Raw genomic sequence first — 15,498 nt, forward strand, 5'->3', positions numbered from 1 at the left:
CAAATGGCATAAGCATCCTATGTCAGCCTACAGAGGAGGTGAGCTATGAAACTGGTTTCCATGTCCCGCAACGCGCTGGCCGGCGGCGGCCTTCTGCTGATCGCCCTGCCGGCGCTGGCGGGCCAGGGCGCGGTGGCTTCGCCGGACCAATACGGCGCGGAAGTCGCCGCGCGAATCCTGAAGTCCGGCGGCAACGCGGTGGACGCCGCGGTGGCCACCGCTTTCGCGCTGGCGGTCACCTATCCGGAAGCCGGCAATATCGGCGGCGGCGGTTTCATGACCATCTACCAGGGCGGCAAGCCGTATTTCCTCGATTACCGTGAAGTGGCGCCCAAGGCCGCCAGCCGCGACATGTACCTGGACAAGGACGGCAAGGTGTCGCCGGACATGAGCCTGGTCGGCGCGCGCGCCGCCGGGGTGCCGGGCACGGTGATGGGCTTGTGGCAGGCGCACCAGCGCTTCGGCAAGCTGCAATGGAAGCAGTTGCTGGAGCCGGCGATCAACTACGCCGAGCAGGGCTTCACCGTGGCCGCCCGCCAATACCAGTACCGCGACGAGGCGGTGAAGCTGTTCGAAGGCAAAACCAACTTCGCCCAGTATTTCGGCAAGATGAAGGGCGGCGAGACCTTCCGCCAGCCCGAGCTGGCCTCCACGCTGAAACGCATCGCCCGCTACGGCGCGGCCGAGTTCTACCAGGGCGACACCGCCAAGCTGCTGGTGGCGCAGATGAAGCGCGACAAGGGTCTGATCACTGCCGACGACCTCAACGACTACCGCGCCAAGTGGCGCGAGCCGATCAAGATCAGTTGGCGCGACCGGATGGTCTATACCGCGCCGCCGCCCAGCTCCGGCGGCATCGCGCTGGCGCAGCTGCTGGGCATCAAGCAGGAGCGGGCGTCGGATTTCACCGGCGTGGCGTTGAACTCCGCGCGCTACATCCACCTGTTGGCGGAGATCGAGAAGCGGGTGTTCGCCGACCGCGCCGACTACCTGGGCGATCCGGACTTCGTCAAGACGCCGGCGGCGCAGCTGATCGACCCGGCTTATCTCGCGCGCCGCGCGACCGAGATCAACCCCACCGCCATTTCGCCGACGCCCGACATCAAGCCGGGACTGGACCCGCGCCAGACCACCCACTTTTCCATCGTCGACAAGTGGGGCAACGCGGTGGCCAACACCTATACCCTGAATTTCGATTTCGGCAGCGGCGTGGTGGTCAAGGGCGCAGGCTTCCTGCTCAACGACGAGATGGACGATTTCAGCGCCAAGCCCGGCGTGGCCAACGCCTTCGGCGTGGTGGGCAAGGACGCCAATGCCATCGCGCCCGGCAAGCGCATGCTGTCGTCGATGTCGCCCACCATCGTCACCCGCGACGGCAAAGTGGAGCTGGTGATCGGCACGCCCGGCGGTTCGCGCATCTTCACCTCCATCTTCCAGGTGCTGAACAATCTGTACGACTACAAGCTGTCGCTGAAAGACGCGGTGGCGGCGCAGCGCGTCCATCATCAGCTGCTGCCCAAGGACACCATTTTCTATGACCAGTACGCGCCGTTGGCCGGCCAGGCCGCCCAGGAGCTGAAGGCGATGGGCTATACGCTGAAGGACCAGGGCTGGCGGATGGGCGACATCCAGGCGGTGAGGGTGAGCGGCGACAAGACCGAAACCGCGTCCGATCCGCGCGGCCGCGGCGTCGGCCTCGTCGTTGAATAAGCGAATTTTGAACAGAGAAAAACGAGAAAGACATGCAGTACAAAACCGTGTTGAGCGATGCGGCGGACGCCGAAACCCGAGCGGCCATCGTCGCGCCCCTGGTTGCCTATAACGATGCCCAAGTCGGCGCCGGCGACCACCGGCCGCTGGTGATCCGGGTGGAGGACGAGGGCGGCCAGGTGGTAGGCGGCCTGTGGGGCTACACCCGTTACGGCTGGCTGTACACCGAGCTGCTGGCCGCGCCGTCCGGCGCGCGGGGCCTGGGGCTGGGCCGCCGGCTGATGGAAGAGGCCGAGGCTGAAGCGAGGACGCGCGGCTGCGTCGGCGCCTGGGTGGACACCCATAGTTTCCAGGCGCCGCGCTTCTACGAAAGCCTGGGCTACCAGCGCTTCGGCGAGCTGGACGACTACCCGCCCGGGCACAGCCGCATTTTTTACCGGAAGTCGTTGCGGGACTGATTTGGCCGCCGGGCGTGCCAACGCCCGGCATTGGCAAATTTATCGAATCATGACTGGTGATTGGTTCGAGTCTCGACTAAAACGCTATGTGTAACTACCTAGGCAGTAGGGAGCATAGCGTGATTCAACTTCTTGCCCAATTCAGCATCCGCGCCAAAATTTTCGGTTTGATCGTCCTTGGCGTGCTGGCCGCGCTGATCATCGGCGTCAACGGCATTTCCGGCGCTTCCAGCATGTTCGACTTGACCAAGGACATGCACGACAACGCGCTCAAGCCGGTTTACCTGCTGGGCCAAGCCGCCAAGCAGGCGGCTTACGTCAACCGCGCCGATTACCGTTTCATTGCAGAGTCCGAGAAGGCGCAGATGGACCAAGTGCAGGCCAACCGGGACAAGTTTGCGGCGGCGATGAAAGGTTTTCTCGACCAGTACCGCCAGACCCAGCTGACGCCGCCCGAAGTAGACGGCCTGAAGCGTTTCGACGCCGCCTGGGCGGCGATGGAAGGGCCGTGCAAGCAGGTGCGCGATCTCAGCTACACCGACACCGGCAACGGCGAGAACAACAAGAAGGCCTTGGTCATCATGTCCAAGCAGTGCCGGCCGCTGTTCACCGCCGCCGATGACGTGTTGGCCGAGCTGTCCAACATCAATATCAAGCTGGCGGACAAATCGCTGGACGACGCCCAGGGCAAGTACCAGGCGCTGCGGACCATGGCGATCACCGTGCTGGCGGTGGGGCTGGTGGTGTTGACCGCGCTGGGGCTGGCGATCCAGACCGGCATCGTCGGCAGCCTGAAGGAAGCCTGTCGGGCGATGGAAAAGATGGGCGGCGGCGATCTGACCGGCGAGGTCAAGGTCAGCGGCCGGGACGAAATCGCGGAAATGATGCGCTCCTTGTCCGACACCCAGCACCGGCTGCGCACCACAGTGGGCGAGATCATCCGCTCGGCGGCCAGCGTGGCGGCCACTTCCGAGCAACTGGCGGCGTCGACCGAACAGGTCAGCGCCAGCATCGGCCAGCAGGTCAACGCCACCTCCAGCGCCGCGGCGTCGATAGAAGAGCTGACGGTCAGCATAGACCTGTGCGCCAGCAACGCCGGCCAGGCCAACGAGCAGGCGGCGGAAGCCGGCCAGCAGGCCAAGGCCGGCAACAAGGACGTGCAAGACTCCACCGTCCGGGTGAAGCGGGTCAACGAAAGCGTGACCAGCTCGGCAGACAGTCTGGAATCGCTGTCCGACCAGGCGCAGCAGATCGGCAGCATCGCCACCGTGATCAAGGACGTGGCCGACCAGACCAACCTGTTGGCGCTGAACGCGGCGATCGAGGCGGCGCGCGCCGGCGAGCAGGGCCGCGGCTTCGCCGTGGTGGCCGACGAGGTGAGGAAGCTCGCCGAGCGCACCACCAGCTCGGCGCAGGAAATCACCAATATGATAGGCAAGATCCAAGACGGCGCGCGCGAGGCGGTGGACGGCATGCGCAGCAGCCGCGAGATCGTCGCCGACGTGGTGGTGGCGGCCGAAAACGCGTCGGCCACCATCAGCACGGTGGAAGAGCGCGCCGCCGGCGTGGTGTCGGCGATCAACGAGATCGCGATGGCGGTGGGCGAGCAGCGCCAGGCCAGCACCGAGCTGGCCGGGCGGGTGGAAGCCATCGCCGAGATGTCCAAGGAAAACGGCATCGCGGTGGATGTGTTCTCGCAGGCGACGCGCGAGCTGGCGATGGTGGCGGAAAAGCTGCAACAGACCACGCTGGCGTTCCGCATGGATTGATCAGCAGCTGTCTTTCCAACGCCCCCGGCAGTGTTGTCCGCTGCCGGGGGCGTTTTCACATGCGCCGCCGCAAAGCATGGCGGACGCTTTGATGCGGGTTGCGCCATCGGGCGGCGGCGGAGGGCTTGGTGATTGCTTCTAGTCTCAACTAAAACGCTAGGTGTAATGACCTCTGGCCGCTTGGAGCATAGCGTGACTCAATTTCTCTCCCAATTCAGCATCCGGCTGAAAATCTTCAGCCTGATCGTCGTCGGCGCCGCCGCCGCGTTCATTATCGGCCTTAACGGTATTTTGGGCGCCTCCAGCATGTTCGAGCTGACCACCGACATGCATAAGAATATGTTGCAGCCGGTGCGCTGGCTGGGCCAGGCCGCCAAGCAGGCGGCTTATGTCAGCCGTTCCGATTACCGCTACATCGCCGAAACCGAAAAGCCAGAAATGGACCAGGTCGCGGCCACGCGCGATACGCAGGAAGCCGAGGTAAGACGGTATCTGGACATGTATCGCAAGACCGAGCTGACGCCTCCCGAGGTGGATGGATTGAGGCGCTTCGATGCCGCCTGGGCGGCGATGGAGGTGCCGTGCAAGCAGATGCGCGATCTCAGTTACGCCGACACCGGCAACGGCGAGAACAACAAGAAGGCGCTGGCCATCATGGCCAAGCAATGCCGGCCGCTGTTCCAGACTGCCGACGACGTGTTGACCGAACTGTCAAAAATCAACACTAAGCTGGCCGATCAAGCGGAGCAGGAGGCGGAAGCGAAATACCAGCAAGTGCGAACGACGGCGATCTCGGTGCTGGTGCTCGGCTTGCTTTTGTTGATTGGCCTGGGGCTGGCGATACAGCACGGCATCGTCGGCAGCCTGCGCAGCGCGGGCGCGGCGATGGAGAAGATAGGCGGCGGCGATCTGACCGGCGACATCCGGCCGCAAGGCAAGGACGAAGTCGCCGACATGATGCGCTCGCTGGCCGATACCCAGCAGCGGCTGCGCGCTACCGTGGGCGAGATCGTCCGTTCGGCGGCGATGGTCGCCGCCACCTCGGAAGAGCTGGCGGCCTCCACCGAACAGGTCAGCGCCAGCATCGGCCAGCAGGTCAATGCCACCTCCAGCGCGGCGGCATCGATTGAGGAGCTGACGGTCAGCATAGACTTATGCGCCAGCAATGCCAGCCACGCCAACGAGCAGGCGGCCGAAGCCGGCCAGCAGGCCAAAGCCGGCAACAAGGACGTGCAGGATTCCACTGCGCAGGTGAGGCGTGTCAACGAGAGCGTCAGCAGCTCGGCCGACAGCCTGGAGTCGCTGTCCGAGCAGGCGCAGCAGATCGGCAGCATCGCCACCGTGATCAAGGACGTGGCCGATCAGACCAACCTCTTGGCGCTGAACGCGGCGATCGAGGCGGCGCGCGCCGGCGAGCAGGGCCGCGGCTTCGCCGTGGTGGCCGACGAGGTGCGCATGCTGGCCGAGCGCACCACCAGCTCGGCGCAGGAAATCACCAATATGATAGGCAGGATCCAGGGCGGCGCGCGCGAGGCGGTGGACGGCATGCGCAGCAGCCGCCAAATCGTCGCCGACGTGGTGGTGGCGGCCGAGAACGCGTCGGCCACCATCAGCGCGGTGGAGGAGCGCGCCGCCGGCGTGGTGTCGGTAATCAACGAGATCGCGATGGCGGTGGGCGAGCAGCGCCAGGCCAGCACGGAGTTGGCGGGGCGGGTGGAGGCCATCGCGGCGATGTCCAAGGAAAACGGCGTGGCGGTGGAGGTGTTCTCGCAGGCGACGCGCGAACTGGCGGTGGTGGCGGAGCGGATGCAGCAGACCACGCTGGCTTTCCGAATGGAGTAAGGACGGATTTTGTCCCGCCGCGCTGGCGGGCGGTCTGGAAAACCAGAAGGGGATGCCGGCGAGGCCGGCATCCCCTTCATGTCTGAAGATGTTTGGCTACATCCGCTGGAACAGATGGGCGTAGCTGCGGCTCACCTCCAGCGGCTGCGGATAGCCGCGCAGCAGCAGCTGCATGCCGCGGTCGTCGCGGCGCACTTGTTCGATGGCGGCCACCCGCACCAAGGTGGAGCGGTGCACCTGCCAGAATTCGTCAGGGTCCAGCTGCGGCAGCAGCTCCTTGATCGGCATGCGGATCAGCGCCTCGCCGCCCGCGGTCTGCACCCGGGTGTATTTCTCGTCGGATTGGAAAAACAGCACCTCTTCGGTGGCGATCATCCGCATCGAGCTGCCCACCGACGCGCGTATCCAGCGCAGGTGGGCGGGTTTTTCCAGTTGCCGGCTCAATTGCTTCAACGCGGACTGCCAGTCCGGCGCGGCGGCTTCCGGCGCCCGCTGCTGCCAGCGTTGTCGGGTGCGCGCCAGCCTGTCGTCCTCTACCGGCTTGAGCAGGTAGTCGATGGCGCCTTCCTCGAAAGCCTGGATCGCGTACTGGTCGTAAGCGGTGACGAACACCACCGGGCACAGCCCGTCCAGCTCCATCGCCGCGGCGATGCCGCTCTGCACCGGCATGGTGATGTCCAGAAAGGCCAGATCGGGCCGATGCTCGCGCGCCAGCTCGACAGCCTGCCCGCCGTCGCGGGCCTCGGCGACGATGTCCAGCTCTGGCCACACCCGCTCCAGCGCGGCGCGCAATTGTTCGCGCATCAGGCGCTCGTCGTCGGCGATCAGGGCGGTCAGCTTGCTCATGGTTTCCTTTCAGCTGAGGGCGAAGGGCAGGACGATGGTGGCGCGGGTGCCGCCGGATTCGGGCGCTTCCAGCGCCAGCTCCGCTTGCGGTCCGTACAACATGGCCAGCCGCTCGCGGATATTGGCCAGGCCCATGCCCTGGCCGGGCTGCTCCGGGAAGCCGGCGCCGTCGTCGCGCACTTCCAGCCTGAGCCTGCCGTCCAGCACCTTGGCGCCCACCTCGATGGACCCGCCCTCGGCCTTGGGCTCCAGGCCGTGCTTGATGGCATTCTCCACCAGCGTTTGCAGCATCATCACCGGGAAACGGGCGGCCAGCAGCGATTCGGGCACTTTTAGCCGGACCTGCAGCCGGTCTTCCATCCGCAACTGCATGATTTCCAGATAGGCGCGGGACAGCTCCAGTTGCTGGCCCAGGCTGGTTTCGCCGGGCGAGTCGCGCCATTCCGGCAGCGAGGAGCGCAGGTAGCGGATCAGCGCTTTCTGCATGGACAGAGCCTTGACCGGCGAGTCCTCCATCAGCTGGCACACCGACGACAAGGTATTGAACAGGAAGTGCGGCTCGATCTGCGCCTGGAGCGCGCCCATCCGCGCTTCCGCCAGCTGGCGCTGCAGCGTTTCCAGCTCGGCCTGTTGCTCGGCCTCCTCGCTGCGGGCGATGGCCTGGTCGGCGGCGCGCTCGGCCTGGTATTTGCCGCCGGCGAGTATCTTCACCAGGATAGACACTAGCACCAGCGTCAGCGCCAGCATGTGCAGCTGCAGAATGCCGCCTAGGATCATCGCCAGCAGGGAGGCCAGCGCCAGCCGGCCCCACCCCAGCCGCGCAACCTTGTCGACGAAGCTCCACCAGACTCGTTCTACGGTTTGCAGAATCGCGCCGGCGTGGTCCTGGCTCATCGCCGGGCGGTTGTGATTATCCATGCTTCACCTCTTTGCGCTGCGTCGGAATCTTGAAATGGGCCTGGCGGAACAGCCGCTTGGGCTGCGTGAAGTCCAGCGATAGCCAGACCAGCGCCGCGGGCACGATCACGGCGTTGACGGCCAGGATGGTCAGCAGCGCGGACAGGACGAGATGGCCCCAGTCCATATTGCCCGCCCAGTCCGTCAATTGCAGCCAGTACGACGGGATATGATGGCAGAGCTGGATCAGAGCGTCCAACAGCGCGGCGGTGTCGAAGTAGTTCATGGAGTTTCTCCTGTTTGGTTTGTGATGTGACTGTAGGAGAGCGCCGCAGGAGATGATATCGACATGCGACGGATTGCCGAAAGCGTGGGATGAAACGCGTTTGGCGCGGATGAAACGCCGCCGATCTAGCCGGGAGGAAAAATCCCCCGGAGCGCCGCATGGCTTCCGGGGGAGGGGGTTACAGGCCTAGCGCTTGTTCAAGCGCCTGCATTTCGCTGCGCCATGCCTGCTGCAGCTGCGGTTTCTGATGCTTGGGTTTGCGGGCAAGGTCGGTTTCCAGCAGCGCTTCCAGTTCGCACAGCCGCTGCCACTGCGCGTCCTCGCCGCTGGGTTTCTCCGGGGCGGGCGCGGCTGTCTCTGCCGCGGTGGCAGGCAAGCCTGTGGAGCCGGCTGGCGTGGTGAACAGCGCGGCGTAGGCGCTGTCGGCGTCCGGCCATTCTCGCAGCCGGCCGTCGTCCAGCACCCAGAAGCGGTTGCAGGCGGCTTCGATCAGCTCGCGATCGTGCGAGACCAGCAACGCGCCGCCGGGGAAGGCCGCCAGCGCGCTGGCCAGCTCGCGCTTGCCGTCTAGGTCGAGGTGGTTGGTCGGCTCGTCCAGCCACAGCAAATGGTGGCTGGCCAGCGACAAGGCCAGAAACAGCAGCCGCGCGCGTTCGCCGCCGCTGAGGGCGCTGACTTTCTGGCTGTGCCGGGCATAGGCGAAGCCGGCGGCGATCAACGCGTGCCGGCGCGCCGCTTCCGGCAATGGCGCCAGCGGATAGAGCGCGTCGATCAGCGTCGCCTCGTCGGCCAGCTGCCGCAGCGACTGGTCGTAATAGGCGATGCTGGCCGCCGGATGCCAGCGCCAGCCGGCGCACGCTTCTCCGGCTTGGATGTCCAGCCAGCATTGGCGCAGCAGCGACGATTTGCCGGCGCCGTTGGCGCCCAGCAGCGCCACCCGGTCGCCGGGGCGCAGCCACAGCTCGGCGGCGGTGAACAGCGGCGGCACGCCGGGCGCGGCCGACACCGGCAGCGACTCGAAAGCCAGCAGGCTGTCGGCCGACAGCGCCTGGCCTTGCAGGCTGAGCCGCCATGGGCTGCCGCGGCTGACGAAAGTCTGCTCGTCCTTAAGCCTGTCGATGCGCTTCTCCATCGACTTTGCCTTGCGCACCAGCTTTTCGTTGTCGTGCTCGCGGCCCCAGATCGCCAGCCGCTTGCTGCTGGCGGCGAGGCGGTCTATCTCCTTCTGCTCGCCGGCATGGCGCGCGCGGGCGGCCTCGTCGGTTTCGGCCAGCTCGGCCAGCGCCTGGCTGCATGGCAGCTCGAAACGGTGCAGCCGCGCGTCGCGCATCACCCAGCTGTGGCGGGTGGCGCGGTCCAGCAGCCTGGCGTCGTGCGACACCAGGATGAAGCCGCCCGGCCAGCGGGAGAGAAAATCCTCCAGCCACAGCAGCGACGGCAGGTCCAGGTGGTTGCTGGGCTCGTCCAGCAGCAACAGATTGGGCTGGCGCAGCACGGCGCGGCCCAGCAGCAGCCGGGTGTGCTGGCCGCCGCTGAGGCCGGAAACTAGCGTGTCGGCCTGGGTTTCCAGCTCCAGCTCGGCCAGCAGGCTGTCCGCCCGCCAATGCTGGTTCGGCTCCACCGCTTCCAGCAAGGCCTGGCGCGCGCTCAGCGCGTACAGCCGCTCGGGCAGGTGTTGTTCGACATGCTGCAGCCGGCAGGCGGACGCGTATTGAATCTCCCCGCTATTGGGCTCCAGCTGGCCGGACAACAATTTCAGCAGCGTGCTCTTGCCGCAGCCGTTGTGGCCGATCAGGCCGATGCGGTCGCCCAGTTTCACGGTGAAGGAAAGGTCCTGGAACAGCGGGCCGTGGCCGGCGTCCAGTTGTACGGACAATGCGGAAATTAGGGTTGTCATGCTATGTGCACTCGCTTGCTGGGGACGTGATGGTCCCTGTCAACAGGAGCGCTGGCGACAACGGGGATGAGTCGAGAAAGGACTCTGGAAAGATGGGAGTGTGGCTTTGCTCGAACCCGCTTATCGCAGCGCGATGGATGGCAGGCAAGAGCTTTCAAATGCGCTAAACAAGCGAGCCAGCATGATTGGGCGCGCAGAGAAAACCATATTTACCTCCTTTCTTTGCGTAAGAGGAGTGGAAGATTGCGCAGTATAAGCCCGCGCGGGGGCTGGCCGCCAGCGCCCGGCGTGGGGCAGGGGAAACGGCGTGGCGGCTCTCATCGGCTGCCCATGAGCTCTGTTCCCCTTGCCGGTTTGCTGGATTGGGGACCGGTGTTTACTTCTGCCGGGTGACCCAGGTGCGCAGCGACACGCCGCCTGCGATGCCGCGGCATTGCGGCGCTTCTTGAGCCGACATCAGCTTGAAGACCTTGCCGGTCCAGGCCCAGCTGGCGCCGCTGCCGCAATCGCCGATGCCGCGGCCCTTAGCGTAGCTGGACAGCTCGCCCTTGTCGAAGGAGGCATTCATCAGGAAGGTTTCCTTGCCGTCACTGCCGCGCAGCTGGATTTCGCGCGGATGGAAGGGCGGCGCGTCGCCGCTGGTCCAAACCTTGTAGCTGCCCTGGTAGGCGCCGCGGCCGCATTCGCGCAGCACCAGCACTTGGCTGGCGCTCAAGCGGTACAGCTGGACATCGGGATGCTCCTGGTCCGGCAGCTCGTCCCAGCATTCCTTGTTGACGGCGCGCAGCTGCTTCAGGATGGCTGGCAGCAGTTTCTGGTCGTCGGGTTTGGCGTCGGGAGGCGCAAGCGGGACCAGCAGCGGCGCGGGTTGGGCGGCGGGTGCCGCGGATTCCGGCTTGCCGCCTTTCTTCACCAGCGCGCCGGCGGTGCCTACCCGCCCCTGCGCATCGTCCATTTTCAGCAGCGCGGCTTTCAGGCCGGCCAATGACAGCGTCCATTCCCGCTTGCCGTCGGCGAGCGCCACCTCGTCGGCGTCCAGCATGGCCGCCAGCAGTTGCGTGGTCTGCGCATCGCTGAACGGCTGTTCGGCGCCGATGCCGGTCCATTTGATCCTGCCTACCTGCAACGTGAGCTTGCCGACCTTGCCCTCATCCGGGTCGTCGACATAGAGCTGGGCGCTCAAGCGGCTGCCGGGGCAGGCGTCCCGCGACAGCAGCAGGCTGACCGGATTGTCGCCGTCCCCGGCCTGGGTGCCGTTGGCCTCGCAGTGGCGGATGTTGTCGCAGGCCACGGCCCAGTCCTTGAACTGGTAAACCTTGGCCCAGGCGGGCAAGGCCAGAGTCAGCAGCGCGGCGGCGAATAGCGCATGTTTCATGGAGTTTCCTTGTTTGGAGCGGTCTGGATGAAGGACGCGGCATCGGCGCTTGCGTGTCATGTCTTGCGGGGCGGGCGCATTCGTTGGAGGGGGCTATCCGCCGAACAGACCCGGCGGCGCGCTGCGTTCCAACTCGAAGCGCAGCAGCGCGGCCTTCAGCGGCAGACCGCCGGCGTAACCGGTGAGGCTGCCGTCCGCGCCCAGTACTCGGTGGCAGGGCACGATCAGCGCGATGGGATTGGTGGCGTTGGCCCGTCCCACGGCCCGCGCGCCGTCCGGGGCGCCCAGGGCGAGCGCCAGCTCGCTGTAGCTGAGGGTATGGCCATAGGGAATGGCCCGCAGCGCCGCCCATACTTTCTGCTGAAACGGCGTGCCCAGCGGCGCCAGCGGCAGATCGAAGTTTTGGCGCTCGCCGGCCTGGTATTCGGCCAACTGCCGCGCCACTTCGGCCAGCGCGGCGTCGTCGCGTCGGCAGGCGTGTTTCTCCAGTTGCTCGGGCGTGGGATTGAACAGCAAGCGCAGCAGCGCGCCACGCGCGTCCAGCCAAGCGGCCACCGGGCCGAAGCGGGTATCGATCAAGCCGTGGCAGGCGGGGCTAGTCATCGGTTGGGCCTTGATAATGAAACGGTCATGACGCGATTGTAGCGCCATCCCCACTGCGATTCGATACAGGTCAAGCGGCCGACGGCCCCGCCAGTTTCTTGTTGACCATCGCTTCGTCCGGCGCATAAGCGCCGGCCTGGCTGGCAGTGCAGGCGGCTGTGGAGGCGGAGAAGCGCAGGTGTTCCGCCATGGTCCGGGCCGGGTATTTCAGCAGACTGGCGATCAGGCCGCCGATGGAGGCATCGCCGCAGCCTATGGTGTCCGCCACGACGGCTGGCAGCGCCGCCTGCTCCAGCACACCGTCTGGGCCGATCAGGCTCATGCCGGCTGCGCCGCGGGTAAACAGGATGGATGCCTTGGGCGCGAGGCGGCGCAGGGCTTCCAACGCATGAGCTTGATCCAGCGCCGGAAACAGCTGCTGCAGATCCTCATCGGAAACCTTGATGTAGCTGGCCAGGCCAGCCATCGCTTCGAAGCGGCGGCGGTAGCCGGCTTCGCTCATCGCGCTGCGCATATTGGGATCAAAGGCAATGATCACGCCGCGCGCGGCCAGCTCATGCGCCAGCGCCAGCAGCCGGTCTGCCAAGGGCGGCCGGGCCAGGCTGATGCTGCCGAAGTAGGCGATGCGCAGCGTGTCCAGCCCATCCGGCGGCAGCAGGTCCGGGTCGAAGCGCAGGTCGGCGCTGTTGTCGCCGACGAAGAAATACGATGGCGGCTGGCTGGACGGCACCATCGCCAGCAGCGGCGGATAGGGCAGCGCCTGGATGAAACGGGTGTCCAGGCCGGCGGCGGCGGAGGCCTCCAGCAACTGGCTGCCCATCAGATCGTCGCTGACCGCGCCGGCGAATGCGGCGCCCACTCCCAGCCTGCCCACCACCCTGGCCACATTCCAGCCGGCCCCGCCCGGGCGGGACTGCCAGGTGTCGCTGTCCACTCGGATGAAATCGGTCAGGGCTTCGCCAAAGGCGATGAACTGTGGGGGAGTCATCTTCTATGCTTCTCCAGGGCGCGCGCGATGCGTGTTGAGAGTTAAGACGGTGATGCGGCTAGACCCCGCTGGCGCGCATATAAGTCAAAAGGCTGGTCCAAATCGTATCGGATATGATGGTGAATGCTTGAAGCATCATTGTCCAGCTTGTATTTGGCATGTCGCATTGTTTTGGGTCAGGCTTTGAACGTTAGCCAAGGGCGCAGCCGAACTGCGGCTTGGATTAGTCCGGCTTCTTCTTGCGCGGCGATCACGGGGCCGACGGGCTTGTAGGCATGCGGTGCTTCTTCTATGCGCCTTTCCTCGCGCAAGGTCACGCATTGCCAACTGCCGGGCGCGACCTCCGCCGCCAGTCGCCTCATCGCCTGGCGGCGCATGCTGCGGCCCGCGCCATGGCTGCAGGACCATAGCCAGTCGGGATGGCCAAGACCGGCTGCGACATAGCTGAAATCGCCCATGGATCCGGGTATCAACGCCAGCTCGCCTTCGCGCGCCGGTGTGGCGCCCTTGCGGTGGATGTTGAGGCCCTGTTCTCGCAGTACCACGTTATGCGGCACGTCCACCACCAAGCGGCTATTGGACTGCCCCAGCGTTGCCTCGATGGCTGAGCGCACCATTTCTGTCAGCGCCATGCGGTTGGCCCAGGCATAGCGGGCAGCCGTGCCCATGGCGATCAAATATTCATCCGCCAGCGCACCGGATAGGCCAAACAAGCCATGCTCCGGATACTTCATCTGGCGAGGCCAAGCCGCACGCGCCTTGTCCATCCAGCGCGTGCCTACATAGAAGCCGACATCGCGGGATCCGGTGTGGATCATGAACACCACATCGTCTTTGGCCAAGCCGGCGGCGTAAGCCGCGTGGCGGTCTAGCACTTGGTCCACGACTTGGAGCTCAACGAAGTGATTGCCCGCGCCTTGGGTCCCCAGGCTAGGGTCGCGTATTAGCTCGCGTGTGCCTACCAGCGCCTCTGGCGCGTAGCGGGCCGCGGAGTCAAAGCTATCCAGGCTTACGCAGGCCGCCAGCTCATTCAGCAGGCGGGTTCTGTCTATGCCGGCCCACAGGCCTTCGCGCGGCAGCAGGTCGATGAAGGCATCCGGTCCTGCGTCGAACAGCGCGGCAAAGCCGCGGCTGAATACAGGCAGGTTGCGGCCGTTATCCAGCAGCACATGGGTGAGCCGAGATTGCAGCGCGTCTTTGTATGGAGCGATGGTCTCATACTGGAGGCCTGTGCTCACCAGGCGCAGGCCGCAGTTGATATCGGTGCCTATGGCGGCGGGGATGACGAATTCCGGATCGGTGGCCACTACGGCGCCAACTGGCGCGATGCCTCCTGGGTGGAAATCCGGTGTGGCGCAGGCTTTGCATACTCCGTGGTGGCCATCAGCGGAGCGTGTGGCTGCGAAACCGAGTAGCTGTTTGACGGCCTTTTCTTCCAAAGGGAGGCCATCCGGCAGCAGCACGGTGGCTTCGGAGTCGGCAGTGCGCAACCGGTAAATATTGTTGGTACGTTCAATATGAATGCCCTGGCGTTGCAGGGCGGCTTTCAAGCGGGAAATAGAGGTCATGATGGCATCTGATGCAATAGGTACAGTTACCCCTCCGGTTATCCAGATGGGCAGGTACCTCCAGCAGCAGCGCCAGGAGGGAAGGTGGGGATCATAGCACGAGGATGTGCTGGGGGAAACGGCATAGAGTAGGATGTTTCAGTAGCGTACCCAGACTCTCGTTGGTTTGGGTACGCTTCCAGATATACTTGGTCAGATAATATTTTAGCCTGCTATAGGCTAATTACGCAGTCTATTGCTTTCTGATTAAAAAGTATGTGTAGCTTTTTAGAGATTGTCATGGGGTGAAACAGCTTTTCTTGATATTGCTACTAAATATTTTCGATTATTCTGGTAATCGTTTCTTTTGTTTTGTGTATTGACCTTGTTTCAGTGAGAGATGCTGGTTTGTCCCAGTTTTGATTTTTTATCAATACGATAATAAATCTTCCATCAGGGTCAAATGATGGCCTCCATGATACATCAATTAATAAATTCTGGTCTTTTTTTTCAAGCTGAAGCATATCTTCTTTTAAGTAGTCTTGCTGTGCGACTGGATCAAAGGCCGTATCTAAAAATGAGATATCATCATATGTGACATGCCAGTCTTTTATGTCGATTCCCCAGAACATAACTATCTCCTTGTTAATTTATTGTATTCGGTTTGGCTGATTGGGTGACCGTGTATGACACCTTGACTACATTCGACTCGCATCAAATTAGTTTCTTTTCCTTCGCTGGCACCAATGACGTCAGGCATAGAGGCAACTTTCCAAGAAGTGTTTTTCCCGCCCGTTGAAACTGGGGTGCCAGTGGCCCAGGCTGATCGCTCAAGGGCTTGAATATTTACTTCTGGCTTGTATTTTGCGGCACCTGTTTTGGTACTCTTCACAGTGTCTTTCCACGATGCATTCTTTGATGGGACATGCTTACCTCCATGAGATGTCCAGTCAACCTTGGTTGGGCTGCCGCAAGGATCATCTTGTTCGCATGGACAACTAACTGCTTTAGTTCCAGCGTTAGTTTTTTTCTTGCTGAGACCGATGGGGTCTACCCACTCTGTGGGGTTAGGTGCATAGCTGTGGATGTTAATCCCACCCATCAACCCAATTGGATCCCGCGAAATAAACCGCCCGATCTCCGGATCGTAGTAACGATAACGGTTGTAGTGCAGCCCGGACTCGTCGTCATGATACTGCCCCTGGAAGCGGAATGGGTTGCGGATGCCGGCTTTGCCTGCGGCGTCGGCGATGACTTCGCGCGCCTGGCCCCAGGCCTGG

Annotated in this window: 14 protein-coding genes; 4 read left to right on the top strand and 10 right to left on the bottom strand. The window is 64.0% G+C overall.

The window, feature by feature from the left end:
- Positions 1 to 45: 45 nt before the first annotated feature.
- The 4 genes from ggt (at position 46) to LQR33_RS05100 (ending at position 5,779) form a co-directional block, all read left to right on the top strand.
- The gene (gene ggt / locus LQR33_RS05085; protein ID WP_231467854.1) at positions 46 to 1,710 is read left to right on the top strand and encodes a gamma-glutamyltransferase; all 1,665 of its coding nucleotides are present in this window, start codon (positions 46 to 48) and stop codon (positions 1,708 to 1,710) included.
- Positions 1,711 to 1,742: 32 nt separating this feature from the next.
- Positions 1,743 to 2,168, top strand: a complete 426-nt coding sequence (locus LQR33_RS05090) for a GNAT family N-acetyltransferase (RefSeq protein ID WP_231178568.1) — start codon at positions 1,743 to 1,745, stop codon at positions 2,166 to 2,168.
- 119 nt (positions 2,169 to 2,287) lie between these two features.
- Positions 2,288 to 3,937 (top strand): methyl-accepting chemotaxis protein, encoded by a 1,650-nt coding sequence (locus tag LQR33_RS05095; protein WP_021474986.1) that lies wholly within the window; start codon positions 2,288 to 2,290, stop codon positions 3,935 to 3,937.
- A 192-nt stretch (positions 3,938 to 4,129) separates the two neighbouring features.
- Positions 4,130 to 5,779, top strand: coding sequence for a methyl-accepting chemotaxis protein (locus LQR33_RS05100; protein WP_231467856.1), 1,650 nt, complete (start codon positions 4,130 to 4,132; stop codon positions 5,777 to 5,779).
- A 96-nt stretch (positions 5,780 to 5,875) separates the two neighbouring features.
- Here LQR33_RS05100 and LQR33_RS05105 read toward each other — a convergent pair whose 3' ends face one another.
- From LQR33_RS05105 to LQR33_RS05150, 10 genes are all read right to left on the bottom strand, one after another.
- Positions 5,876 to 6,625: a LytR/AlgR family response regulator transcription factor gene (locus LQR33_RS05105; RefSeq protein WP_104946505.1), complete on the bottom strand. Its 750-nt coding sequence runs from the start codon at positions 6,623 to 6,625 to the stop codon at positions 5,876 to 5,878.
- Positions 6,626 to 6,634: 9 nt separating this feature from the next.
- Positions 6,635 to 7,543, bottom strand: coding sequence for a sensor histidine kinase (locus tag LQR33_RS05110; protein ID WP_166441049.1), 909 nt, complete (start codon positions 7,541 to 7,543; stop codon positions 6,635 to 6,637).
- Positions 7,536 to 7,808: a hypothetical protein gene (locus LQR33_RS05115; protein WP_221666973.1), complete on the bottom strand. Its 273-nt coding sequence runs from the start codon at positions 7,806 to 7,808 to the stop codon at positions 7,536 to 7,538. The genes LQR33_RS05110 and LQR33_RS05115 overlap by 8 nt, the downstream gene beginning before the upstream one ends.
- Before the next feature lie 178 nt (positions 7,809 to 7,986).
- Positions 7,987 to 9,705, bottom strand: a complete 1,719-nt coding sequence (locus tag LQR33_RS05120) for an ABC-F family ATP-binding cassette domain-containing protein (protein ID WP_231467858.1) — start codon at positions 9,703 to 9,705, stop codon at positions 7,987 to 7,989.
- A 376-nt stretch (positions 9,706 to 10,081) separates the two neighbouring features.
- Positions 10,082 to 11,080, bottom strand: a complete 999-nt coding sequence (locus tag LQR33_RS05125) for a DUF1176 domain-containing protein (protein WP_231467860.1) — start codon at positions 11,078 to 11,080, stop codon at positions 10,082 to 10,084.
- Between the two features lie 93 nt (positions 11,081 to 11,173).
- Positions 11,174 to 11,683 (bottom strand): methylated-DNA--[protein]-cysteine S-methyltransferase, encoded by a 510-nt coding sequence (locus LQR33_RS05130; protein ID WP_166441045.1) that lies wholly within the window; start codon positions 11,681 to 11,683, stop codon positions 11,174 to 11,176.
- A 70-nt stretch (positions 11,684 to 11,753) separates the two neighbouring features.
- Positions 11,754 to 12,671: a carbohydrate kinase family protein gene (locus tag LQR33_RS05135; RefSeq protein WP_231467862.1), complete on the bottom strand. Its 918-nt coding sequence runs from the start codon at positions 12,669 to 12,671 to the stop codon at positions 11,754 to 11,756.
- Between the two features lie 176 nt (positions 12,672 to 12,847).
- Positions 12,848 to 14,239, bottom strand: a complete 1,392-nt coding sequence (locus tag LQR33_RS05140; RefSeq protein ID WP_231178556.1) for an RtcB family protein — start codon at positions 14,237 to 14,239, stop codon at positions 12,848 to 12,850.
- A gap of 311 nt (positions 14,240 to 14,550) precedes the next feature.
- Positions 14,551 to 14,850 (bottom strand): hypothetical protein, encoded by a 300-nt coding sequence (locus tag LQR33_RS05145; RefSeq protein ID WP_152526785.1) that lies wholly within the window; start codon positions 14,848 to 14,850, stop codon positions 14,551 to 14,553.
- A 2-nt stretch (positions 14,851 to 14,852) separates the two neighbouring features.
- On the bottom strand, positions 14,853 to 15,498 hold a 646-nt coding region (locus LQR33_RS05150; protein ID WP_231467864.1), incomplete at its 5' end, for an RHS repeat-associated core domain-containing protein.

This window comes from Chromobacterium piscinae (assembly GCF_021129175.1).
In the GTDB taxonomy this organism is placed as follows: domain Bacteria; phylum Pseudomonadota; class Gammaproteobacteria; order Burkholderiales; family Chromobacteriaceae; genus Chromobacterium; species Chromobacterium piscinae.